18 protein-coding genes are annotated in these 22,036 nt (G+C 67.2%); 14 read left to right on the top strand and 4 right to left on the bottom strand.

What is annotated here, in order from left to right:
* Positions 1–42: 42 nt before the first annotated feature.
* A complete protein-coding gene (locus tag G6N23_RS18535; protein WP_085260713.1) occupies positions 43–1,353 on the top strand; it encodes a cytochrome P450 in 1,311 nt (436 codons plus the stop codon).
* On the opposite strand, the gene G6N23_RS18530 is transcribed toward G6N23_RS18535, so the two are convergent.
* Positions 1,334–1,813: a winged helix-turn-helix transcriptional regulator gene (locus G6N23_RS18530; RefSeq protein WP_085260904.1), complete on the bottom strand. Its 480-nt coding sequence runs from the start codon at positions 1,811–1,813 to the stop codon at positions 1,334–1,336. The two genes, G6N23_RS18535 and G6N23_RS18530, sit on opposite strands and share 20 nt — an antisense overlap.
* A 91-nt stretch (positions 1,814–1,904) precedes the next feature.
* Between G6N23_RS18530 and G6N23_RS18525 the strand changes: the two genes are divergently transcribed.
* From G6N23_RS18525 to G6N23_RS18485, 9 genes are all read left to right on the top strand, one after another.
* Positions 1,905–3,092 carry a thiolase family protein gene (locus G6N23_RS18525; RefSeq protein WP_085260714.1) on the top strand — a complete coding sequence of 396 codons (1,188 nt, stop codon included), beginning with the start codon at positions 1,905–1,907 and terminating at the stop codon, positions 3,090–3,092.
* Between the two features lie 11 nt (positions 3,093–3,103).
* Complete coding sequence (gene car / locus G6N23_RS18520) at positions 3,104–6,673, top strand: carboxylic acid reductase (RefSeq protein WP_085260715.1); 3,570 nt, start codon at positions 3,104–3,106, stop codon at positions 6,671–6,673.
* A 14-nt stretch (positions 6,674–6,687) separates the two neighbouring features.
* The gene (locus G6N23_RS18515) at positions 6,688–7,665 is read left to right on the top strand and encodes a nitrilase-related carbon-nitrogen hydrolase (RefSeq protein ID WP_085260716.1); all 978 of its coding nucleotides are present in this window, start codon (positions 6,688–6,690) and stop codon (positions 7,663–7,665) included.
* Positions 7,634–8,155, top strand: coding sequence for a DUF302 domain-containing protein (locus tag G6N23_RS18510; protein WP_085260717.1), 522 nt, complete (start codon positions 7,634–7,636; stop codon positions 8,153–8,155). Before G6N23_RS18515 ends, G6N23_RS18510 begins: the two co-directional genes overlap by 32 nt.
* The gene (locus G6N23_RS18505) at positions 8,152–8,757 is read left to right on the top strand and encodes an NAD-dependent epimerase/dehydratase family protein (protein ID WP_085260718.1); all 606 of its coding nucleotides are present in this window, start codon (positions 8,152–8,154) and stop codon (positions 8,755–8,757) included. The genes G6N23_RS18510 and G6N23_RS18505 overlap by 4 nt, the downstream gene beginning before the upstream one ends.
* Positions 8,758–8,915: 158 nt before the next feature.
* Positions 8,916–10,769 (top strand): molecular chaperone DnaK, encoded by a 1,854-nt coding sequence (gene dnaK / locus G6N23_RS18500; RefSeq protein WP_085260719.1) that lies wholly within the window; start codon positions 8,916–8,918, stop codon positions 10,767–10,769.
* Complete coding sequence (grpE, locus tag G6N23_RS18495) at positions 10,766–11,401, top strand: nucleotide exchange factor GrpE (RefSeq protein WP_085260720.1); 636 nt, start codon at positions 10,766–10,768, stop codon at positions 11,399–11,401. Before dnaK ends, grpE begins: the two co-directional genes overlap by 4 nt.
* Positions 11,402–11,424: 23 nt before the next feature.
* A complete protein-coding gene (gene dnaJ / locus G6N23_RS18490; RefSeq protein ID WP_085260721.1) occupies positions 11,425–12,606 on the top strand; it encodes a molecular chaperone DnaJ in 1,182 nt (393 codons plus the stop codon).
* Positions 12,603–12,974 carry a heat shock protein transcriptional repressor HspR gene (locus tag G6N23_RS18485; protein WP_085260905.1) on the top strand — a complete coding sequence of 124 codons (372 nt, stop codon included), beginning with the start codon at positions 12,603–12,605 and terminating at the stop codon, positions 12,972–12,974. Before dnaJ ends, G6N23_RS18485 begins: the two co-directional genes overlap by 4 nt.
* 72 nt (positions 12,975–13,046) lie before the next feature.
* Here G6N23_RS18485 and G6N23_RS18480 read toward each other — a convergent pair whose 3' ends face one another.
* From G6N23_RS18480 to G6N23_RS18470, 3 genes are read right to left on the bottom strand one after another with little or no spacing between them, the layout of a single operon-like run.
* Positions 13,047–13,949, bottom strand: a complete 903-nt coding sequence (locus tag G6N23_RS18480) for an aldose 1-epimerase (RefSeq protein WP_085260722.1) — start codon at positions 13,947–13,949, stop codon at positions 13,047–13,049.
* Between the two features lie 3 nt (positions 13,950–13,952).
* Positions 13,953–15,128: an FAD-binding oxidoreductase gene (locus G6N23_RS18475; RefSeq protein WP_085260723.1), complete on the bottom strand. Its 1,176-nt coding sequence runs from the start codon at positions 15,126–15,128 to the stop codon at positions 13,953–13,955.
* Between the two features lie 35 nt (positions 15,129–15,163).
* The gene (locus tag G6N23_RS18470; protein WP_085260724.1) at positions 15,164–15,835 is read right to left on the bottom strand and encodes a GAP family protein; all 672 of its coding nucleotides are present in this window, start codon (positions 15,833–15,835) and stop codon (positions 15,164–15,166) included.
* Positions 15,836–15,952: 117 nt separating this feature from the next.
* On the opposite strand from G6N23_RS18470, the gene G6N23_RS18465 reads away from it, so the two are divergent.
* The 4 genes from G6N23_RS18465 (at position 15,953) to G6N23_RS18450 (ending at position 21,982) form a co-directional block, all read left to right on the top strand.
* Complete coding sequence (locus G6N23_RS18465) at positions 15,953–16,495, top strand: hypothetical protein (RefSeq protein WP_234808593.1); 543 nt, start codon at positions 15,953–15,955, stop codon at positions 16,493–16,495.
* Positions 16,496–16,711: 216 nt separating this feature from the next.
* Positions 16,712–19,258 (top strand): ATP-dependent chaperone ClpB, encoded by a 2,547-nt coding sequence (gene clpB / locus G6N23_RS18460; RefSeq protein WP_085260726.1) that lies wholly within the window; start codon positions 16,712–16,714, stop codon positions 19,256–19,258.
* 152 nt (positions 19,259–19,410) lie between these two features.
* On the top strand, positions 19,411–20,625 hold the full coding sequence (locus G6N23_RS18455) for a PecA family PE domain-processing aspartic protease (protein ID WP_085260727.1): 1,215 nt from the start codon (positions 19,411–19,413) through the stop codon (positions 20,623–20,625).
* Positions 20,626–20,770: 145 nt separating this feature from the next.
* Positions 20,771–21,982, top strand: coding sequence for a PecA family PE domain-processing aspartic protease (locus G6N23_RS18450; protein WP_165758691.1), 1,212 nt, complete (start codon positions 20,771–20,773; stop codon positions 21,980–21,982).
* The last annotated feature ends 54 nt before the right edge of the window (positions 21,983–22,036 follow it).

The following is a 22,036-nucleotide window of genomic DNA, read 5'->3' as shown; positions in this document are numbered from 1 at the left end:
TGGGCGACATGACGGAGTTCGAGATTTGACGGGAGGTCGGTGATGCGATCGGGTCTATGGGTTCGGTGGGCGGTGCTGCACGGGCTTCCGCGGGCGTTCCTGGCGGTGCAGGCCCGGCGCTCAGAGCCCATGGCGCGTCTACTGCTCGGTCCCGTGCGCGGTGGTGCACCCGAACCGCTGATCGAACAGATTCGCGCCGAGGGAAGCCTGGTTCGTACGTCGTGGGCCTCGGTGAGTGCCGATCATGAGTTGTGCCGAACGATCTTGCGCGACGACAGGTTCGGAGTGAGCAACCCCACCAACATGAGACTGTCCAAGGCGGTGCGCTGGGTGCTCGACCGAACCGATCCGCAACTGCCGAATCCGGCCGAGCCGCCGTCGATGCTGATGGTCGATCCACCCGATCACACGCGCTACCGGCGAGCCGTGGTGCGCGCCTTCACGCCGCGCGCCATCGAGAAACTGCGTACCCGGATCGTCGAGATCACCGATGAGCTGCTGGACCGCCTCGAGGGTGCATCGGATCCGGACCTGATCGCCGATTTCGCCGGGCCATTGCCGGCGTTGATCATCGCCGAGATTCTCGGAGTACCCGAGGAGATGCGGCCACGGCTGCTGGACCGGGGCGACCTCGCCGCACCGCTGCTCGATATCGGATTGTCCTGGAAGATATTTCGGTGCGCGATGCAATCACTGCGCGAAGGCGACCGCGACTTCGGCGACCACGTCGAACGGTTGCGCAACGAACCCGGCGACGACATCTTCAGCCAGCTGATCCGCGACGGGGACCTTGATCGACGCGAACTGGGTGTGACGGCGCTGCTGGTCATCGGCGCGGGGTTCGAGACCACCGTCAACCTGATCGGCAACGCCATCGTGCTGTTGCTGCGTCACCGAGAGCAACTGGCGATGCTGCGCGAGGATCCAGAGTTGTGGCCGGGTGCGGTCGAGGAAGTCTTGCGCTTCGACAGCCCGGTGCAGATGACGTCGCGCAACCCGCTCTGCGACTTGGAGATCGGCGGGCATCGCCTGACCGCAGGCGAAACGGTCGCGCTGCTGCTGGGCGGCGCCAACCACGACCCCGGGGTGTTCGATGAGCCCGACAGGTTCGACATCACCAGAGCCAACGCGCACGAACATCTGTCCTTCAGCAGCGGTGTCCACGCCTGCCTCGGGGCCAACCTGGCTCGCATGGAAGCCACCATCGCCCTGCGAGCACTGTTCGAGCGCTTCCCCGACCTGCAGCTGGCCGGGCCTCCGACACCGCGCGAGTTGGCCACCTTGCACGGTTTCCGGTGCATACCGGCGACGATGGGCGCCCCGGCGAATCCGGTCAGGCGGTTCTCGGCTTGACCAACCGTGCACCCAGCTCACCGGGCTCGACCCGGTGGTCTTCGGCGCAGCGGATCTCGACCGACACGTCGGCACCACAGCCCAGATGGGTCAGGCCGATCCGTCCGCGGTTGGGCAGGTGGCGTTGCCCCCACTGGAACATCGCCCAGACCACCGGCATGAAATCGATCCCGGCGTCGGTCAGGACGTATTCGTCGCGGCTGCGCTGGCCCGGCTCCCGGTAGGGCCGCCGGGCCAGTAATCCGAGGTCGACGAGCTCCGCCAGCCGCGTTGCGGTCGCCGCTTTGGTGATGCCCACCCGCTGGGCGAAGTCGTCGAAGCGGGTGGTGCCGTAGTAGGCCTCCCGCATGACCAGCATTGCGGACTTGGTTCCGACGACCGCCATGGTCTTTTCGACCGGACACTGCCCGATCGCCGACCAGGAATCCCGGTCGGCGAGCGACCCCTGCAGAAAAGTCATCTCGATCACCTCACTCCTGAGTTGACTCTACTATACCCAGGGTGTATACCTGGGTATAGACGACCATACTCAGAGGGCAGGAGAGTTCGCGATGACCGGATACCACGGCCGCGACGCCGTCATCGTCGGCGCCGTACGCACCCCGATCGGCAAGGGCAAGCCGGGTGGCGCTCTGCACGGTGTCCTGCCCGCCGACCTGCTGGCGCACAGCCTGCGGGAACTGGTGCGGCGCACCGGCGTCGATCCGGGTCAGATCGACGACGTGATCGCCGGCGCCGTCACCCAGGTGGGCGATCAGGCCGTCAACATCGCCCGCAACGCTTTGTTGGGTGCGGGATTTCCCGAATCGGTTCCCGGCACCACCATCGACCGGCAATGCGGCAGCAGTCAGCAGGCGATCAGCTTCGCGGCCCAGGGCGTGCTGGCCGGCGCCTATGACATCGTCATCGCGGCCGGAGTGGAGTCGATGAGCCGTGTCCCGATGGGCAGCTCGGTGCTACCGGGCAGCAACCCGTTCGGCGAGGACATGACGCGCCGCTACCCCGAAGGGCTGGTACCGCAGGGCATCAGCGCCGAGTTGATCGCCGCCCGGTGGGGTTTCTCCCGGGCCGAGCTCGACGAGTTCTCCGCCGCCAGCCATGAGAAGGCGGCACGGGCAACCAAGGAAGGACTCTTCGACGACGAGCTCGCCCCGATCGCCGGCCTGACCACCGACGAGATCATCCGGCCCGGCACCACCGTGGAGACGTTGGCGGCGTTGCGCCCGGCCTTCTACAACGAAGCGGTGGAAGCGCGTTTCCCGCAGATCAATTGGTCGATCACCGCCGGGAACTCGTCACCGCTGTCCGACGGCAGTGCAGCGCTGCTGATCACCAGCGGCGAAGCCGCCCGGAAGCTGGGCCTGCGGCCCCTCGCGCGAATCCACACCACCACCGTCGTCGGGTCCGATCCGCTCTACATGCTCACCGGCGTGATACCGGCCACCGAGAAAGTGTTGCGGCGTGCCGGGTTGACCCTGGCCGATATCGACCTGTTCGAGGTCAATGAGGCGTTCGCCCCGGTGGTGCTGGCCTGGGCGAAGGAAACCGGTGCGGATCTGGCGAAGACCAATGTCAACGGCGGCGCCATCGCGATCGGGCATCCGTTGGGCGCCAGCGGCGCACGCCTGATGGCCACCCTGGTAAACGCGTTGCAGCACAGCGGAAAACGCTACGGCCTGCAGACGATGTGCGAAGGCGGCGGCATGGCCAACGCCACCATCATCGAGCGCCTGGGCTAGCAGGGGCCGTCATGAGCACCGAACCGAACGCCTCCCGCACCGAGCGACTGGCCCGTCGCGTCGCCGACCTCTACGCCGCCGACGCCCAATTCCAGGCAGCGCAACCGGACCCCGACGTCATCGCGGCGGCACGCCGGCCTGGCTTGCGACTCGCTGAGGTGTTGCAGACATTGGCCGGCGGCTATGCGGAGCGCCCGGCCGTCGGGGAGCGCGCCCGTGAGCTGGTGACCGATTCTGCGACGGGCCGCACCACAGCGCGGCTGTTGCCCCGGTTCGAGACGATCAGCTATCGGCAGCTGTGGGCGCGGGCGGGGGCGATCGCCGCCGACTGGCGGCACCACCACAGCCATCCCCTGCAGCCCGGCGATTTCGTCGCCACCATCGGTTTCGCCAGTGCGGACTATCTGACCATCGACCTGGCCTGCGCTTATCTCGGCCTGGCGTCGGTGCCGTTGCAGCACACCGCTTCTGCATCGCAGCTGAGGTCGATCGTCGCCGAGGTGCAGCCGCGGGTGGTCGCGGTGGGCGCCGCGTACCTGGAGCTAGCGCTGGAATCGGCGTTGGACAACCCTTCGCTGCGCCACGTACTGATCTTCGACCATCAGCCGGAACTCGATGCACACCGGGAGGCGTTGGCACGGGCTCGCGAGCGCATCCGCGGCGCCGGCGTCCCGGTCGTCGTCGAGACGCTCGACGAGGTCGTACAGCGCGGCCGCGCGCTGCCGCCCGAGCCGCTCTACACCGCCGGCACCGACGAGCGGCTGGCGATGATTCTCTACACCTCGGGCAGTACCGGCACACCGAAGGGCGCCATGCACTCCGAACGGACGCTCACCAAGCTGTGGACGGCGACGTCAACGTTTCTCTCGTCGTCGGAGACACCGGTGTTCAACGTCAACTTCATGCCGCTCAACCACCTCGGCGGCCGGCTGCCGCTGGTCTCGTCGTTCATAGCCGGCGGCACAAGCTATTTCGTAGCCGAGCCCGACCTGTCGACGCTGTTCGACGACTGGTCACTGGTGCGCCCCACCGAGCTTCCGCTGGTACCCAGAGTGATCGACATGCTCTACCAGCGCCACCGCAGCGCGGTGGCCGGATCGATCGCCGGTGGTGCCACCTCGGAGGCTGCAGAGGCCGACGCGGCGGCTGAGCTACGCGAGGGACTGCTCGGCGGTCGGGTTCTGGGTGGGTTCGTCGGCACCGCGCCGCTGGCTCCGGAGATGGCGGCGTTTCTCGATTCGGCACTGCAGGTACACCTCTCCGACGGCTACGGCTTGACCGAGGTCGGCGGGGTCGCCCGGGACGGCGCCATCCTTCGGCCGCCGGTGCTGGACTACAAGCTCGTCGACGTCCCCGAGCTCGGGTACTTCACCACCGACCGGCCGCATCCGCGCGGTGAACTGCTGATCAAATCGGCAACCGCCACGATGGGCTATTTCAAGCGCCCCGACGTCACTGCCGAGGTCTTCGACGACGACGGCTACTACCGCACCGGTGATGTGATGGCGGAAATCGCCCCGGATCAGCTGGTTTACCTGGACCGCAGCAAGAACGTGCTCAAGCTCGCTCAGGGTGAGTTCGTCGCGGTCGCGCGCTTGGATGCGGTTTTCGCCGCGGCACCCGGGGTGGGCCAGATATTCGTCTACGGCAACAGCGAACGCTCGTACCTGCTCGCGGTGATCGTTCCGACCCCCCAGGTTCGTGAGCAATTCGCCGACGACGCCGGCGCGCTGAAGGCCGTGCTCCGCGATTCGCTGCGGCAGACCGCCAAAGCGGCCGAGCTGCAGTCTTATGAGGTCCCGGTCGACTTCCTGATCGAGACAGCACCCTTCACCGCCGCAGCCGGCCTCGTCTCGGGCGTCGGGAAGCTGTTGCGCCCCGCGCTCACAGCGCGCTACGGCCGGCGACTCGAGCAGCTCTACACCGATATCGAGCTGGCGCAGGCGGACGAACTGCATGCGCTGCGCAACTCCGCGACCGACCAGCCGGTGCTCGACACCGTGCGCCGGGCCGCGGTCGCGGTACTCGGCTCCGCGGGCGCCGACGTGGACCCGGACGCCCACTTCACCGATCTTGGCGGCGACTCGCTGTCCGCCCTGACGTTCTCGGAGCTGCTGCACGACGTCTTCGGAGTCGACGTACCCGTGGGAGTCATCATCAGCCCCACGTCCACCCTCGAGCAGCTGGCGAGCCACGTGGTGGCGCAACAGCGAGGCGCTTCAACGCGCCCCACAAGCGCCACGGTGCACGGGCCCGACGCGGCGACGTTACGGGCGAGCGAGGTGACCCTGGAGAAGTTCATCGATGCCGTGACGTTGGCCGAGGCGCTGACGCTTCCGCACGTCACCGGCGAACCGCGCACCGTACTGCTCACCGGCGCCAACGGCTATCTCGGCCGGTTCATCGCCTTGCAGTGGCTGGAAAGGCTCTCACAGACCGGCGGCACACTGATCTGCATCGTGCGCGGCAGCGACGACGCGGCGGCGTGGGTGCGCCTTGAGCAGATGTTCGACAGCGGTGACGTAGCGCTGCGGCGGCGTTTTCGTGCACTGGCCGCCGAGCATCTGGAGGTCATTGCCGGCGACATCGGCGAACCGCACCTCGGACTGGACACGACCACCTGGAATCGGCTGGGGCGCAGCGTGGATCTGATCGTGCACGCGGCCGCCCTGGTCAACCACGTGCTGCCCTACGAGCAATTGTTCGGCCCGAACGTCGTCGGCACCGCGGAGGTGATCCGGCTGGCGATGACCACCCGGATCACGCCGATCACGTTCCTGTCGACGGTGGCGGTTGCCATGACGGTCGACCCGGCTGCCTTCACCGAGGACGGCGACATTCGCGAGATCAACCCGGTACGGGCGATCGGCGACGGCTACGCCAGCGGCTACGCCAACAGTAAGTGGGCGGGGGAAGTGTTGCTGCGCGAGGCGTTTGACCACTGCGGGCTGCCGGTGACGGTCTTCCGATCGGACATGATCCTCGCGCACCGCCGCTTTACCGGCCAGCTCAACGTCCCCGACGCATTCACCCGACTGGTCTTCAGCCTGCTTGTGACGGGTATCGCGCCAGGGTCCTTCTACGAGACGGGGACCTCCGGTGAGCGGCCGCGCGCGCACTACAGCGGCTTGCCAGTTGATTTCGTCGCCGAGGCGATTGCGGTCCTGGGCGCGCGCGGCGCCGGCGGGTTCCGATCCTTCGACGTGATGAACCCGCACGACGACGGTATCTCGTTGGACACCTTCGTCGATTGGCTCGGCGATGCCGGCCATCGGATCGAGCGCATCGATGACTATGACGCGTGGTTGGGGCGCTTCGAGACGGTGTTGCGGGCGCTGCCCGAAAAGCAGCGCCGGCACAGCGTGCTTGCGCTGCTGGACGCCTACCGGAAACCGCAGCAACCGCTGCGGGGCGCCCCGGCGCCGACGGCGGCCTTCCGCGCCGCGGTGCAATCCGCACAGGTCGGTGACGACGACGACATTCCGCAGTTGTCGGCGGAACTGGTTGAAAAGTACGTAGCCGACCTGAATTACCTCGGCGTGCTGCCGGCCGGCAGTTCGACAATCGTTGAGACACAATAAAAAGGACGCTGAAAATGAATGAGATCCGAGCCGCCGCCGTGCAGATCAGCCCGGTGCTCTACAGCCGGGAAGGAACCGTCGAACGAGTGGTGGACAAGATCGAGCACTTGTCGCGCCAGGGTGTGCGGTTCGCGGTCTTTCCCGAAACGGTGATCCCGTACTACCCGTACTTCGCGTTCGTGCAGCGTCCGTTCGAGATGCGCCCGCAACACCTCACGTTGATGGAGCAGGCCGTGACGATCCCGTCGCCGGAGATCGATGCGATCGCAGCCGCGGCCAGACAAGCCGCAATGGTGGTGTCCATCGGTGTCACCGAGCGCGACGGCGGCTCGCTGTACAACACCCAGCTGCTGTTCGACGCGGACGGCAGCCTGCTGCAGCGGCGGCGCAAGATCATGCCGACCTATCACGAGCGAATGATCTGGGGGCAGGGTGACGGCAGCGGGCTGCGTGCCGTCGATAGCGCGGTCGGACGGATCGGGCAGCTCGCCTGCTGGGAGCACTACATCCCGTTGGCCCGGTATGCCTTGATCGCCGACGGCGAGCAGATCCACGCGGGCATGTGGCCGGGCTCGTTCGCCGGCGAGTTGTTCGCGCAACAGGCCGAGATCAGCGTGCGCAATCACGCACTCGAATCGGGTGCCTTCGTCGTGAACTCCACCGCCTGGCTGGACGCCGACCAGCAGACCCAGATCATGGCCGACACCGGGTGTCCGATCGGTCCGATCTCGGGCGGGTGCTTCACCGCGATCATCAGCCCGCACGGGGAGCTGATCGGTGAGCCATTGCGTTCCGGCGAAGGTGAGGTCATCGCCGACCTGGACTTCTCGCTGATCGATGCGCGCAAGTCGCAGATGGATTCGCACGGCCATTACAGCCGCCCGGACCTGCTGAGCCTGCGGGTGGATCGCACCCCGCGCGCCCACGTCCAGGAGCGCTTCGAAGAACCTGCAGCTGCCGATGTCGAGGAGATGGATCGTGTCGCAGTCTGATCCGCGCGAGATCCGGTTCTCCGGAGTCCGGGTGCGCTATGAGAGCACGAAGAGCTACGACGAGCTGGTGGCCGCATTGTTCGCCGACGTCGGCGATCGGCCAGTTCCGATCGAGGACATTGCGAAGGACTTCCCGAGCTGGGACGCCTATCGAGACGAGGTCCAAACCCATGTCGGCCCAAGTGGATTCATGCTGTTCACGATCTTCGATCATGGCGGCTGGATCACCAAGGCCGGCATCAACCGAGAAGTGTTGCGGGTCATCATCGGCAACCCGCTGATCGCGATCACGATGTTGCGCCACGACGTGACAGCGGGCCTGTTCGCGCCGGTGGAGTTGCTGATCGTCGGCGAGGAAGACGGCAGCAGCAGTTTGACCTACGTCAAGCCCTCATCACTGATGGTCGTAGAACCCAACCCCGCGCTGCTTTCGGCCGCCGAAGGGCTCGACGCCAAGTTGGCGGCCCTGGCCGCGAAGGTCGCGGGATGAGCGCCGCCGAAGGCGGCAGGCGGATCTTCTTCGCGGGCGCCTCGGGTGTCATCGGCAGTCGGCTCGTCCCGATGTTGGTGCAGGCCGGCCACACCGTCGGGGCGATGACGCGGTCAGCCGCGAAGGCCGACGGGCTGGCTTTCCTGGGTGCCCAACCGATCGTCTGCGACGTTTTCGACCGTCCGGGTCTGACCAGCGCCGTCCGCGCCTTCTCACCCGACCTGGTGCTGCACCAGCTGACGGATCTTCCCGACGACCTGGACGATCTGCCCGAGGTGTCGCTGCTCAATGCCCGGATACGGGTGGAGGGCACCCGCAATCTCCTCGGCGCGTTGGAGGGCTTGCCACCGACGAGGATCGTGGCCCAGAGCGTCGCGTGGACGATGCGACCCGGCCCCGAAGCCGACGCGGTGGTGGCACTCGAGGAAGCCGTCCTCGCGGCGAACGGCGTGGTCCTACGCTACGGATTGTTTTACGGGCCCGGCACCTACTACCAGGGGGAACTCCCGCCGGCGCCACGCGTGCACATCGACATCGCCGCCGCGCGAACCCTCCAGGCCCTCGAGGCGCCATCGGGCATCTTGACCGTCGTGAGTAGCTGACCGTCTCCCGGGAACAAACCCCGGACCCGCCCCGTTGACCACTACGACAAGTTGAGTCATACGCACTCAAGTCTGGGTTGACAGCAGGACCGCCGGAGGCGCATCCTTGAGCGCAGTCCGCTCAGACTAGGGAAGCGTCTATCAGGGAGGAAACCACAATGGCTCGTGCGGTCGGAATCGACCTCGGGACCACCAACTCTTGCGTCTCGGTGCTGGAGGGCGGCGATCCCGTCGTCGTAGCCAACTCGGAGGGCTCGCGCACGACCCCGTCGGTCGTCGCGTTCGCCCGCAACGGCGAAGTGCTGGTCGGCCAGCCCGCCAAGAACCAGGCGGTCACCAACGTTGACCGCACCATCCGCTCGGTCAAGCGCCACATGGGCACCGACTGGAAAGTCGAGATCGACGGCAAGAACTACACCGCGCAGGAGATCAGCGCCCGCGTGCTGATGAAGCTCAAGCGCGACGCGGAGGCCTACCTCGGTGAGGACATCACCGACGCGGTCATCACCGTGCCCGCCTACTTCAACGACGCCCAGCGTCAGTCCACCAAGGAAGCCGGCCAGATCGCCGGGCTGAACGTGCTGCGGATCGTCAACGAGCCGACCGCGGCCGCGCTGGCCTACGGCCTGGACAAAGGCCAGAAGGAACAGACCATCCTGGTGTTCGACCTCGGTGGCGGCACCTTCGACGTCTCGCTGCTGGAGATCGGCGAGGGCGTGGTCGAGGTCCGGGCCACCTCCGGTGACAACCACCTCGGTGGCGACGACTGGGACGACCGCGTAGTGGAGTGGCTGGTCGACAAGTTCAAGGGCACCTCGGGCATCGACCTGACCAAGGACAAGATGGCGATGCAGCGGCTGCGGGAAGCGGCCGAGAAGGCCAAGATCGAGCTGTCCAGCTCGCAGAGCACGTCGATCAACCTGCCCTACATCACCGTCGACGCCGACAAGAACCCGCTGTTCCTCGACGAGCAGCTGACCCGCTCGGAGTTCCAGAAGATCACCCAGGACCTGCTGGACCGCACCCGCAAGCCGTTCCAGTCGGTGATCAAGGACGCCGGTATCTCGGTGTCGGAGATCGACCACGTGGTGCTGGTGGGTGGTTCCACCCGGATGCCCGCGGTGACCGACCTGGTCAAAGAGCTGACCGGCGGCCAGGAGCCCAACAAGGGCGTCAACCCCGACGAGGTTGTCGCCGTGGGTGCCGCGTTGCAGGCCGGCGTGCTCAAGGGTGAGGTGAAAGACGTTCTGCTGCTTGACGTCACCCCGCTGTCGCTCGGTATCGAGACCAAGGGCGGGGTGATGACGAAGCTGATCGAGCGCAACACCACGATCCCGACCAAGCGCAGTGAGACCTTCACCACCGCCGACGACAACCAGCCGTCGGTGCAGATCCAGGTCTATCAGGGTGAGCGTGAAATCGCCTCGCACAACAAGCTGCTCGGCTCCTTCGAGCTGACCGGTATCCCGCCGGCCCCGCGTGGCGTCCCGCAGATCGAGGTCACCTTCGACATCGACGCCAACGGCATCGTGCACGTCACCGCCAAGGACAAGGGCACCGGCAAGGAGAACACGATCAAGATCCAGGAGGGCTCCGGCCTGTCCCAGGAGGAGATCGACCGGATGATCAAGGACGCCGAGGCGCACGCCGACGAGGACCGCAAGCGTCGCGAAGAGGCCGACGTTCGCAACCAGGCCGAGTCGCTGGTCTATCAGACCGAGAAGTTCGTCACCGAGCAGCGTGAAGCCGAGGGCGGCTCCAAGGTCCCCGAGGACACTCTGGCCAAGGTCGACAGTGCGATCGGCGAAGCGAAGAAGGCGCTGGAGGGCACCGACATCGGTGCCATCAAGTCCGCGATGGAGAAGCTCGGCGTCGAATCGCAGGCGCTGGGTCAGGCGATCTACGAGGCCACGCAGGCCGAGCAGGCAGCCTCCGGAGCGGAGGGCGGTGCATCCGCCGGTGCCGATGACGTCGTGGACGCCGAAGTGGTCGATGATGGAGACACCAAGTGAGCGAAGGAGCTTCACACGAACCGTCTCCGGAGACGATCACCGTGACCGACAAGCGGCGTATTGACCCGGAAACCGGTGAGGTGCGCGCGAGTTCCGCCGGGCCGGCCCCAAGTGGGCCGGCCCCGGCGGAACCGGCCAGCGACGTCCACGCCGGTGAGGTCGACCAGGTTGCGGAACTGACCGCCGACCTGCAGCGGGTACAGGCGGACTTCGCCAACTACCGCAAGCGGGCGCTGCGCGACCAGCAGGGTGTCGCCGACCGGGCCAAGGCGTCGGTGGTGACCGAACTACTCGGGATCCTCGATGACCTGGACCGTGCCCGTAGTCATGGCGACCTGGAATCCGGGCCGCTGAAAGCGTTCGCGGACAAGCTGACCGGTGTGCTCACCGGGCTGGGGTTGGCGGCGTTCGGCGCCGAGGGCGAAGAGTTCGACCCGCTGTTGCACGAGGCCGTCCAGCATGAGGGTGACGGAACCCATTCGGTGATCGGCACCGTCATGCGGCAGGGCTACAAACTCGGTGAGCAGGTGCTGCGCCACGCGATGGTCGGGGTGGTGGACACCGTCCCGGACGTTGACGAGGGCAGCGCTGACACCCAAACCGACGACGAAGACGCCGGCGACGACAATTGATCAGGGTGAGGAGGTGACGCGTCATGGCTCAGCGTGAATGGGTCGAGAAAGACTTCTACAAGGAGTTGGGCGTCTCCTCCGACGCCAGCGAGAAAGAGATCAAGAGCGCCTACCGCAAGTTGGCGTCCGAACTGCATCCGGACAAGAACCCGAACAACCCGGCTGCCGCGGACCGGTTCAAGGCCGTCTCCGAGGCCTACAGCATCTTGTCCGACGAGTCCAAGCGCAAGGAGTACGACGAGACCCGGCGACTGTTCGCCGGCGGCGGGTTCGGACGGCGCTTCAACGGTGGCGGCGGCTTCGATCGGTTCTCCACCGGCGGCGACGGCAGTGAGTTCAACCTCAACGACCTGTTCGGTCAGGCCGGTCAGGCCGGTGGCGCCAACATCGGGGACCTGTTCGGCGGCCTGTTCGGGCGCGGTGCACAGCAGCGGCCCAGCCGGCCGCGGCGCGGAAACGACCTGGAGACCGACTCCGAGCTGAGTTTCCTGGAGGCCACCAAGGGTGTGGAGATGCCGCTGCGGCTGACCAGTGCGGCACCGTGCACCAACTGCCACGGCAGTGGAGCACGGCCGGGTACGAGCCCGCGAGTGTGCGCGTCCTGCAACGGATCCGGAGTGATCAGCAGCAACCAGGGCGCCTTCGGGTTCTCCGAGCCGTGTACCGACTGCCGCGGCAGCGGGTCGATCATCGAGCACCCGTGTTCGGAGTGCAAGGGAACCGGGCGGGCGGCCCGCACCCGCACCATCAACGTGCGGATTCCACCGGGCGTCGAGGACGGCCAGCGGATTCGGCTGGCCGGCCAGGGCGAGGCGGGTCTGCGGGGGGCGCCGTCGGGCGACCTGTATGTGACGGTCCGGGTGCGTCCGGACAAGGTCTTCGGCCGCGACGGCGACGACCTGACGGTCACCATCCCGGTCAGTTTCTCCGAACTAGCCTTGGGCACCACGCTTTCGGTGCCGACACTGGACGGCAAGGTCGGTGTGCGAGTACCCAAGGGGACCGCCGACGGCCGGATTCTGCGGGTGCGCGGGCGCGGGGTGCCCAAACGCGGCGGCGGACACGGCGACCTGCTGGTCAAGGTGAAGGTTGCGGTCCCACCGAACCTGGAGGGTCCCGCGCAGGAGGCACTCGAGGCGTATGCGGCAGCGGAGCGGTCCAGCGGCTTCGACCCGAGGGCCGGATGGGCGGGGAACCGGTCATGAGTAAATCGGAGAACTCCCGGACCTTCCTGATCTCGGTGGCCGCCGAGCTGGCCGGTATGCACGCCCAGACGCTGCGGACCTATGACCGGATCGGGTTGGTCAGCCCGCGCCGCAGCTCCGGCGGCGGACGCCGCTACTCGGAGCGGGATGTGGACCTGTTGCGTGAGGTGCAGCGGCTCTCCCACGACGAGGGCGTCAACCTGGCCGGCATCAAGCGGATCATCGAACTGACCAATCAGGTCGAGGCGCTGCAGTCACGGGTCAAGGAGATGGCGGCCGAGCTGGAGATGTTGCGCGCCAAGCAGCGTCGCGAGATCGCGGTGATGCCCAAGAGCACCGCCGTAGTGGTCTGGCAGCCGCGTAAGTGATTCCTCACCGTTGACTCTGCGTCCACCAGGGTGTCCACTCGCACTTTTGTCTGGTACGCGCAGAGTCAGCGCTCAACGGACCCGGATGGAGAACTGTGCCACGCCGGGCGCTCCCTGACGCGCCATCCGATAGCCGCCGCGGCGCAGCGCGTCGGTGGGCGCGGCCATCGGTTCGAAGCAGATGACGTCGTCGGTGGCCGGGGCGTAGATCTGTGCCGCCGGATACCCGGTGTCGAAGTGCACCTCGATCCGTCGGCCGCCGCCGCTGACCGCGAATACCGCCCCGGCCGGCACGTCGTCGAAACCGTCGTCGAACACCTGCTCGCCCAATGACTCGCTGATCGCCGGGTGCGGTTCGGTGGCACCGGTGGGGATGCCGCGGGCGTCGACGAGCCGGGCGCGCATCGGCGGCGTCTCCATGCGCCATTGATCTCTCAAGACTCCGGGCAGCTGCAGATACGGGTGGAAGCCGAAGCACAGCGGCACCGCCGCGCCGGTGGTGGCGGTGACCGTGGTACGCACCGTCAGTATGCGGTCGGCAAGGCTGACAGCCAGGCTGAGCAGGTGCGGGAACGGGAAGGACGCCAACAACTCCGGGCGCGAACCGAAGTCGAGTTCGGCGGTCACGGTCGTCGCCGATCGCTCGGTCACCCGCCACCCGGGATCTCCGGCCAGCGTGCCGTGGATCGGGGCGCCGTGCTCGTCGGTGTGCACTCCGCCGCTGCCGGGAGTCAGCGCGACCTCGGTTGCACCGACGCGGTATCCCTTACCGCTCAACCGGTTCGCCCACGGATACAGCAGTGGGATGCCCATGGTCTTGGCCTCAAAGACGTAGGCCCGCAGGCCCCTGCGCTGGCCGAGTAACTCCTCGCCGCCGTCGGACAGCGAGGTGCCGATCATGCCCGCACCCGGGACGAACGTGGCCGTGAGATCCGACGACGGATCAGCCAATGTGCACGGTTCGAATTCGGTCACTTCTCACTCCGACAACGGGTCGTGTTGAATACGTTGCGCAGGCGCGCCTTTGGCGACCAAAGCCGCCTTGGTAGCGCGGGTCATCTCGGGTCCGCCGCAGATCAGGATCTGGCGGTCACTCCAGCTGCCATAGCGGGTGACCACCTCCGGCAGCCGCCCGGTCTGCCGCACGTGCAGGCCCCGCGGCGGCGTCACATCGGGATAGTCGGCGGCCCAGCCGGGGTCGCCGGGGTACTCCGACACCGGGGTCACCGACAGCCACGGGTTGTGCGCCGCGATCTGCCACAGCGTCGGCAGGTCGTAGAGCTCGCAGGGGTATCGGCCGCCGAAGAACAGGTGCACGCGCGGGTTCACCCCCCACCGGGTCAGGTCCATGATGATCGCTCGCAGTGGCGCCAGGCCGGTGCTGCCGGCCACCATCAACACATCACCGGCCTCCCGGTCGATGTGCAGGCCGCCGTGCGGGCTGGACAGCCGCCAGCGGTCGCCGGGGCTGGTCTCGTTGACGATCGCGGTGCTGACCAGTCCGGCGGGGACCCCGCGCAGATGGAACTCGATCGCGCCGGTCTCGTCGGCCGGCATGGCAGGCGAGAGGTAGCGCCAGGAGCGCGGGCACTGTGGCACCTCGACTTTGACGTACTGGCCCGGGTGGTAGGGCAGTGGGTAGTCCAACTGGATCCGGACGACCGCCAAGTCGCGGGAGACCCGTAGGTGTTCGACGACGGTGCCGTCCCACCAGGCCGGGCCGTCTTCGGCGTCGGCGGCGCCACCCATCACCCCGATGATCAGACTCAGTGACTCCCGGGCGGCGTCGTCGACCGCGGGGGTCCAGTCATCGGCCAGCTCTTCCCGCAGGACGGCATACAGCACCCGCCCCATGGTGTCGTAATGATGTTGTGTCACACCGTATTTACGGTGGTCTCGACCGAGTTGTGCCAAAAAGGCGACCGGCTCCTGGGCGCGCTGGGCGACCAGCTCGCCATACACCCAGCTCATGGCCTGGGCGAACGCCACGCGGATGCCGGACAGGTCGGCCGGGAACAGGTCTCGGGCCGACGGGTTGGTTCCGAACCAGCGGGCGAACAGGCGGCCGATGAAACCGTCGGTGGCCTCGGTGCTGTTCGAGTCGCCGAACGCGCCGCGCAGCACCTGCAGTGCGTCACGGTCGTCTAGGCCCACGGCCGCAATTTTATGCTGGCCGGGCGCCGTAGCGGCTACAGCGCGTGAATCCCGTTGTAGGTCACCATCGCACCGATGAGGACGAGGATGACGGCGACGAGCGCGGCGTGCTGCTGTTCCATCCAGTCTTTGAGCCTGCCCAGCGCGGGATCAAGCCGGTGGCTGGCGGCAAGGTAGCCCAATATCGGGATCACGACCGTGGACGCGGCGACGGCTACGAAGAACGCGGCCGCCTGCCAGGCGGCCGCCGCGCCCAGCCCGGCGCTGCCGATGGCCAGGCCCGCGGCGGCACACATGAACAGCACCTCGGGCCGGATTGCGGCCAATACCGCGGCCATCAACCCGGCGCGCAGTGGGGTCATCCTCGTGAATGAGCGCATCCAGCCCGGCATCTCGCCGTGTCCATGTCGGGCGGTCCAGCGGTAGATGCCGAACGCGATCAGTGTCGCGCCGACCACGATCCGCAACCACGACGCCCAGGCCGGCGGTGTCTTGTCCAGCCCGCCCAGCAGGCCCGATCCCGCTACGAAGGCCGCGGTGAGTGCGGCCAGGCCCGCCAGCCAGCCGATCAGGAAGGTCAGCCCGGTCTCGCGCGGATGCGGGGTGTGCAGCACCAGTATCGCCGGGATAACGGTGATCGGGGAGAGTGCCACCACCAGTGCGAGCGGAACCAACGCGATCCATATCGAACCCAAGCCGGACGTCATGGCAGCACCGTATCGGTTCGGTGCCGGCCTTCAGCCACGGCAGCACCGAGCCGATCCGAGCTTGCCCTATACCCGTACGGGGTATAGGTTCGCAGAAGGTCTCCACGGAAGGCGGATATGCCACCCCCAGCAGAATGTCCTGATCGGCGCCGGCTGCGCTCCGCGACGGGTCGCCGGTTCGGGCTGGCGGGTGTCATCGCGGCTTTGACCTGCACGCTGGCCTGCTGCCTGCCGGCGATCCTGGTGCTGCTGGGCGTGGGGGCGTCCGCGGGCCTGGGCCATGCTGCGCACGGTGCCGCGGGCTCCCGGGGCTGGTGGGGCGGTCTGCTCGACGTGCTGCACCGGATCAGCCCGGGACTGCTGATCATTTCGATCGTGCTCGTCGCCGGTGCGTTCGCCGTGCGGCGCGCCGCGGCGGTGCTGCCGGCGCTGTTGGCCGGTGTCGTGCTGTATCTCAGCGTGCACGGCCAAACCGATCCGGCCGTGATGTACGCCGGGATGGCGGTCGGCTACGGCGCCTGGCTGGCTCTCTACTTCTGGACGCGGCCGTCAGCCGAGGCCCGCGAGCACCAGCCGGGTTGCGTAACCGCCGAGCTCGGCACGACTGACCGGAAGCCGCCCATCGGCCCAGTCGAGGACCAGGGCGGTGAGCGCACCTGACAGTGCGCTGGCGTGCAGGGCGCGCATGGTGCGGGGCAGCGGGGAATCGGCGAGGCCTGCCGAGGTGGCCAGCTCGGTCGCCAGATCGGGCAGAACATCGGCCCGGTGTACCGCCGCTCGGCAAAAAATAGACTTGAGCGGAACAGACTCAACCTTGACTGCGTTGGACAACACGACAAGCATTTTTGGTAACCCCTGACCCCGAATGGAGGTGTCGTGGACTCGTTCAACCCGACCACCAAGACGCAGGCGGCCTTGACCGCGGCATTGCAGGCGGCCACCGCCGCCGGCAACCCCGAAATCCGGCCCGCACACCTGCTGCAGGCCCTACTGACTCAGAACGACGGGATCGCCGCGCCGCTGCTGGAGGCGGTCGGTGTGGTCCCGGCAACGATCCGCGCCGAGAACCAGCACCTGCTGGACCGGCTACCGCAGGCCAGCGGAGCCAGCGCGCAACCACAGCTGTCCCGCGAGTCGCTGGCGGCGATCACCGTCGCCCAGCAGCTGGCCACCGAGATGGACGACGAGTACGTCTCCACCGAGCACCTGATGGTCGGGTTGGCCACCGGTGACTCCGATGTCGCCAAGCTGCTCACCGGCCACGGCGCTTCGCCGCAGGCGCTGCGGGAAGCCTTCGTCAAGGTGCGCGGCAGCGCCCGGGTCACCAACCCCGACCCGGAGGCCAGCTACCAGGCGCTGGAGAAGTACTCCACCGACCTGACCGCCCGCGCCCGCGAGGGCAAGCTCGACCCGGTGATCGGCCGTGACACCGAGATCCGCCGGGTGGTGCAGGTACTGAGCCGGCGCACCAAGAACAACCCGGTGCTCATCGGTGAGCCCGGCGTCGGCAAGACCGCGATCGTGGAGGGCCTGGCCCAGCGCATCGTCGCCGGCGATGTCCCGGAAAGCCTGCGCGACAAGACCGTCGTCGCGCTGGACCTGGGTTCGATGGTGGCCGGCGCCAAATATCGTGGCGAGTTCGAGGAACGCCTCAAGGCCGTCCTCGACGAGATCAAGAACGCTGCCGGGCAGGTGATCACCTTCATCGACGAGCTGCACACCATCGTCGGCGCCGGCGCCACCGGCGAGGGCGCGATGGACGCCGGCAACATGATCAAGCCGATGCTGGCCCGCGGCGAGCTGCGACTGGTCGGCGCGACCACGCTCGAGGAGTACCGCAAGTACATCGAGAAGGACGCCGCCCTGGAGCGCCGTTTCCAGCAGGTCTACGTCGGCGAACCCTCGGCCGAGGACACCATCGGCATCCTGCGCGGCCTCAAGGACCGCTACGAGGTGCACCACGGTGTGCGCATCACCGACTCCGCGCTGGTGGCCGCCGCCACCTTGAGCGACCGCTACATCAGCGCGCGTTTCCTGCCGGACAAGGCCATCGACCTGGTCGACGAGGCCGCCAGCCGGCTGCGGATGGAGATCGACTCCCGGCCCGTCGAGGTCGACGAGGTCGAGCGGTTGGTGCGCCGGCTGGAGATCGAAGAGATGGCTCTGGAAAAGGAGGAAGACGCCGCGTCCAAGGACCGGTTGGTCAAACTGCGTGCCGAGCTGGCCGACCTCAAGGAAAAGCTCGCGGAACTGACGACCAGGTGGCACAACGAGAAGAACGCCATCGACATCGTCCGTGAACTCAAGGAGCAGCTGGAGGCGCTACGCGGCGAGGCCGACCGTGCCGAGCGGGACGGCGATCTCGCCAAGGCTGCCGAACTGCGCTACGGGCGCATCCCCGAGGTGGAGAAGAAGCTCGAGGCGGCGCTGCCGGACGCACAGGCCCGCGAGGGCGTCATGCTCAAAGAAGAAGTCGGGCCGGACGACATCGCCGACGTGGTGAGTGCCTGGACCGGCATCCCGGCGGGACGACTGCTGGAAGGCGAGACCGCCAAGCTGCTGCGGATGGAAGACGAGCTGGGCAAGCGCGTCGTCGGGCAGCGCAAACCGGTGCAGGCGGTCTCCGATGCGGTGCGGCGCAGCCGCGCCGGGGTCGCCGACCCCAACCGGCCGACCGGCTCGTTCCTGTTCCTCGGTCCTACCGGCGTGGGCAAGACCGAGCTCGCCAAGGCGCTGGCCGACTTTCTGTTCGACGACGAACGGGCGATGGTTCGTATCGACATGAGCGAGTACAGCGAGAAGCACTCGGTGGCGCGCCTGGTGGGGGCGCCCCCCGGCTACGTCGGCTACGACCAGGGCGGTCAGCTGACCGAGGCGGTACGTCGCCGGCCCTACACCGTGGTGCTCTTCGACGAGGTGGAGAAGGCGCACCCGGATGTGTTCGACGTGCTGCTGCAGGTGCTCGACGAGGGCCGGCTCACCGACGGCCAGGGCCGTACCGTCGACTTCCGCAACACCATCTTGATCCTGACCTCCAACCTGGGATCGGGTGGCACCGACGAGCAGGTGATGGCGGCGGTGCGGGCGGCGTTCAAGCCGGAGTTCATCAACCGGCTCGACGACGTGCTGATCTTCGAGGGGCTCAACCCCGAGGAACTGGTGTCGATCGTCGACATCCAGCTGCAGCAGCTGTCCAAGCGGCTTCAGCAACGCCGGCTGACGCTGGAGGTGTCGCTGCCGGCCAAGAAGTGGCTGGCGCACCGCGGGTTCGACCCGATGTACGGCGCGCGGCCGCTGCGCAGGCTGATTCAGCAGGCCATCGGCGACCAGCTGGCCAAGCTGTTGCTGGCCGGTGAGGTGCACGACGGCGACACCGTGCCGGTCAACGTCAGTCCGGATGGCGAGTCGCTGATCCTGGGCTGACGGCCCGGCGAGAGTGAAGGCCCCCGCTTACCGGCGGGGGCCTTCACGTCTGCCGGGGGAGCTGATGCGGCGGCGGAGTTGATCGGTTACCCTAACGATTGCTGAGAATGTCCAGTATTTTCCAATACCGTCGTTCATTCCGAGGGGTAGCCATGTCGGGTCGTCGTCATCGCCTGGTCGGCGCAGTCAGCACCGTAGGGGCGTTCCTGACGGTGGGGTTGGCGCCACTGGGCACCGCGCCCGCGGCGAACGCGGACTTCGACGACCTGTTCCAGCCCATCATCGATGCATTCACCATGGTCGATCCCGGCATTGCTGCCGACACCGACCCGGGTTCGGCGCTGGCCTCGTTGGACAGCCTGCTGGACGGCTGGTACCAGGACCTCGTCTACACCCCGCTGCACGGTATCGCGCCGTGGCTGTTCGGGCCGGATCTCCCGGGCAGCGCTGTCGCTTACGACTCGGACAGCGCCGTCCTCCCGGACAGCTTCACCGTTCCGATGGACGTCAACCTCACCACCCAACCGGTGATCAACGTTTCGATCGGCGGCGGCGCCCAGACCGAGGTGCTGGTCGACACCGGCGCGGCCGGGCTGGTCGTGCCGATCTGGAACATCAACCCGTTCGGCATCACCGGGCTGCCCACCGGCTTCAACATCGGCCAGTTCGGTGGGGCGCTGAACTACTTCTATATGGAGCTGCCCACCACGGTCACGTTCACCGACGCCGGCGGCAACACCGTCACCGCTGACACCACGGTGGATGCCGTGCTCTTCGCGTTCCCTGCGGACCTCAATCCCTTTGGCTCCTGGTCGATTTACGACTACTTGGCCGGCTCCTCCACCGGGGTCTTGGGGATCGGACCCAACGCGCTCGGGCCGACTCCCGACCACATCCCGACCGCCGATCTGCCGGGAGTTCTTGGCCATGGGGTGTTGATCGACCAGCCGGGCGGCAAATTGATCTTCGGGGACAACCCGTTGGAGGGGGGCACCGTGATTGCCGGGTCGCCCTGGGCTGAGCTGAAGGTGCAGCTCAACGACGGGCCGATGACGGGCGTCCGCGGGGTGATCGACTCCGGTGGGGTGTACGGCACCATGCCGTCCTCGGCGCTCGGCGAGGTCACCCCGACCGCCAACGGAGCTTTGCCCGACGGGACGGACATCTCGGTCTACACCAAGGACGGCACGCTGCTGTACTCCTACACGGTGGGCTCGCAGGAGGGTGAGGTGCGCAGCCCGGTTGTGGTCGGCGCCAACAGTGGCATGAACACCGGGAACTGGCTGTTCGGCCAGCAGCCGGTCTACATCAACTACCTCGTGAATGGCGGGCAGACCATCATCGGCGGCACCCCCATCGAACTGTGATGGCGTAGGCCCGCAATCCGCTGAACGCACCGAGATTTTTGGGTGTTTCTTGGGTGAATCCTCTGGTGTTCTACGCCCCATAGTGGGTTAGCGTGACCGCGGGCGGTCGCGGCTGTTCGCGGCCTCATGCGGGGAGGTCTCCGATATGGCAGTTCGTCATCGGCAGGTGGTAGGTGCGACCGCGACGGTCGGGGCGTTCCTGGCGTTCGGGGCTATTCCGGCGGCGCACGCCGACTTCGACGACCTGTTTCAGCCGATCATCGACGCTCTCAGTGCGGTCGATCCCGGAATCGCCGCCGATACCGATCCGGGTTCGGCTCTCGCCTCGTTGGACTCCCTGTTCGACGGCTGGTACCAGAATCTGGTCTACACCCCGATCAACGACCTCGAGCAGTGGCTGTTCGGCGGGTCGGCGGACGCGAGCACAGCCGGCAGTGCCCTTGCGTCCGGCTCGGACACCGCTGTCCCGGATACCTTCACCGTCCCATTGCAGGTCAATGCCACCACCGAGCCCGTGGTGGACGTCTCGGTGGGTGGCGGCGGTTCGGCGCCGGTGCTGGTCGACACCGGCGCGGCCGGCCTGGTGATGCCGATCTGGGACATCCCATGGACCGGCATCACCGGCCTGCCCACCGGCTTCAACATCGGTCAGTTCGGCGGTGCGCTGGACTACTTCTATGTGGAGTTGCCCACCACCGTCACCTTCACCGACGCGGCAGGAGAAACCGTCACCGCCGACACCAGCGTCGATGCCGTGCTCTTCGCGTTCCCGGCGGACTTCAACATCTTCGGCCCGTGGTCCATCCAGGACTACCTGGGTCCGGCCAACGTCGTCGGCGTGCTGGGGGTCGGACCCAACGCGCTCGGGCCTACCCCCGACAGCATCCCGACCGCCGCGCTACCGGGGGATCTCGGTCAGGGTGTGCTGATCGACCAGGCCAATAACCGTTTGATCTTCGGGGACAACCCGTTGACCGACGGGACCTCGGTCGCCGGGGCACCCTATGCCCAACTGGATCTCAGCATCAACGGCGGTGCACACCAGGCGGTCCAAGCGGTGGTCGACTCCGGCGGGGTGTACGGCACCATGCCTTCCTCGGCGCTCAACGGTGTCACGCCGGAGGGCAACGGCGGATTGCCGGATGGGACGACCATCGCGGTCTATCAGCACGGCACCAACAACCTGCTGTACGAGTACACGGTGCATAACTCGAACGGGGTCTTCAACTCCCCGACGGTGACTTCCGGCGACACCATGAACACCGGCAACATCCCGTTCGCCCAGCAGCCGATCTACATCTCCTATGCCGGCAACGGGACCACCATCTTCGGTGGCTCCAATGCGCTCCAACTGTGACGTTGACCTCTTGGAATCGTGCTGATACCCGGTTGTAACCGGCAAGCGTTCTCG

Source organism: Mycolicibacter terrae, from assembly GCF_010727125.1.
In the GTDB taxonomy this organism is placed as follows: Bacteria; Actinomycetota; Actinomycetes; order Mycobacteriales; family Mycobacteriaceae; genus Mycobacterium; species Mycobacterium terrae.
The sequence above is the reverse complement of the archived record's forward strand: the minus strand, read 5'-3'. Positions and strand labels throughout refer to the sequence as shown.

Excerpts from the sequence above, each read along its gene's own strand:
- dnaK (WP_085260719.1), top strand. The coding sequence starts at position 8,916 with ATGGCTCGTGCGGTCGGAATCGACCTCGGGACCACCAACTCTTGCGTC.
- G6N23_RS18525 (WP_085260714.1), top strand. The coding sequence starts at position 1,905 with ATGACCGGATACCACGGCCGCGACGCCGTCATCGTCGGCGCCGTACGC.
- G6N23_RS18470 (WP_085260724.1), bottom strand. The coding sequence starts at position 15,835 with ATGACGTCCGGCTTGGGTTCGATATGGATCGCGTTGGTTCCGCTCGCA.
- G6N23_RS18455 (WP_085260727.1), top strand. The coding sequence starts at position 19,411 with ATGTCGGGTCGTCGTCATCGCCTGGTCGGCGCAGTCAGCACCGTAGGG.
- G6N23_RS18515 (WP_085260716.1), top strand. The coding sequence starts at position 6,688 with ATGAATGAGATCCGAGCCGCCGCCGTGCAGATCAGCCCGGTGCTCTAC.
- car (WP_085260715.1), top strand. The coding sequence starts at position 3,104 with ATGAGCACCGAACCGAACGCCTCCCGCACCGAGCGACTGGCCCGTCGC.
- G6N23_RS18535 (WP_085260713.1), top strand. The coding sequence starts at position 43 with ATGCGATCGGGTCTATGGGTTCGGTGGGCGGTGCTGCACGGGCTTCCG.
- dnaJ (WP_085260721.1), top strand. The coding sequence starts at position 11,425 with ATGGCTCAGCGTGAATGGGTCGAGAAAGACTTCTACAAGGAGTTGGGC.
- G6N23_RS18450 (WP_165758691.1), top strand. The coding sequence starts at position 20,771 with ATGGCAGTTCGTCATCGGCAGGTGGTAGGTGCGACCGCGACGGTCGGG.
- G6N23_RS18505 (WP_085260718.1), top strand. The coding sequence starts at position 8,152 with ATGAGCGCCGCCGAAGGCGGCAGGCGGATCTTCTTCGCGGGCGCCTCG.
- G6N23_RS18465 (WP_234808593.1), top strand. The coding sequence starts at position 15,953 with ATGCCACCCCCAGCAGAATGTCCTGATCGGCGCCGGCTGCGCTCCGCG.
- G6N23_RS18530 (WP_085260904.1), bottom strand. The coding sequence starts at position 1,813 with ATGACTTTTCTGCAGGGGTCGCTCGCCGACCGGGATTCCTGGTCGGCG.
- G6N23_RS18485 (WP_085260905.1), top strand. The coding sequence starts at position 12,603 with ATGAGTAAATCGGAGAACTCCCGGACCTTCCTGATCTCGGTGGCCGCC.
- G6N23_RS18510 (WP_085260717.1), top strand. The coding sequence starts at position 7,634 with ATGTCGAGGAGATGGATCGTGTCGCAGTCTGATCCGCGCGAGATCCGG.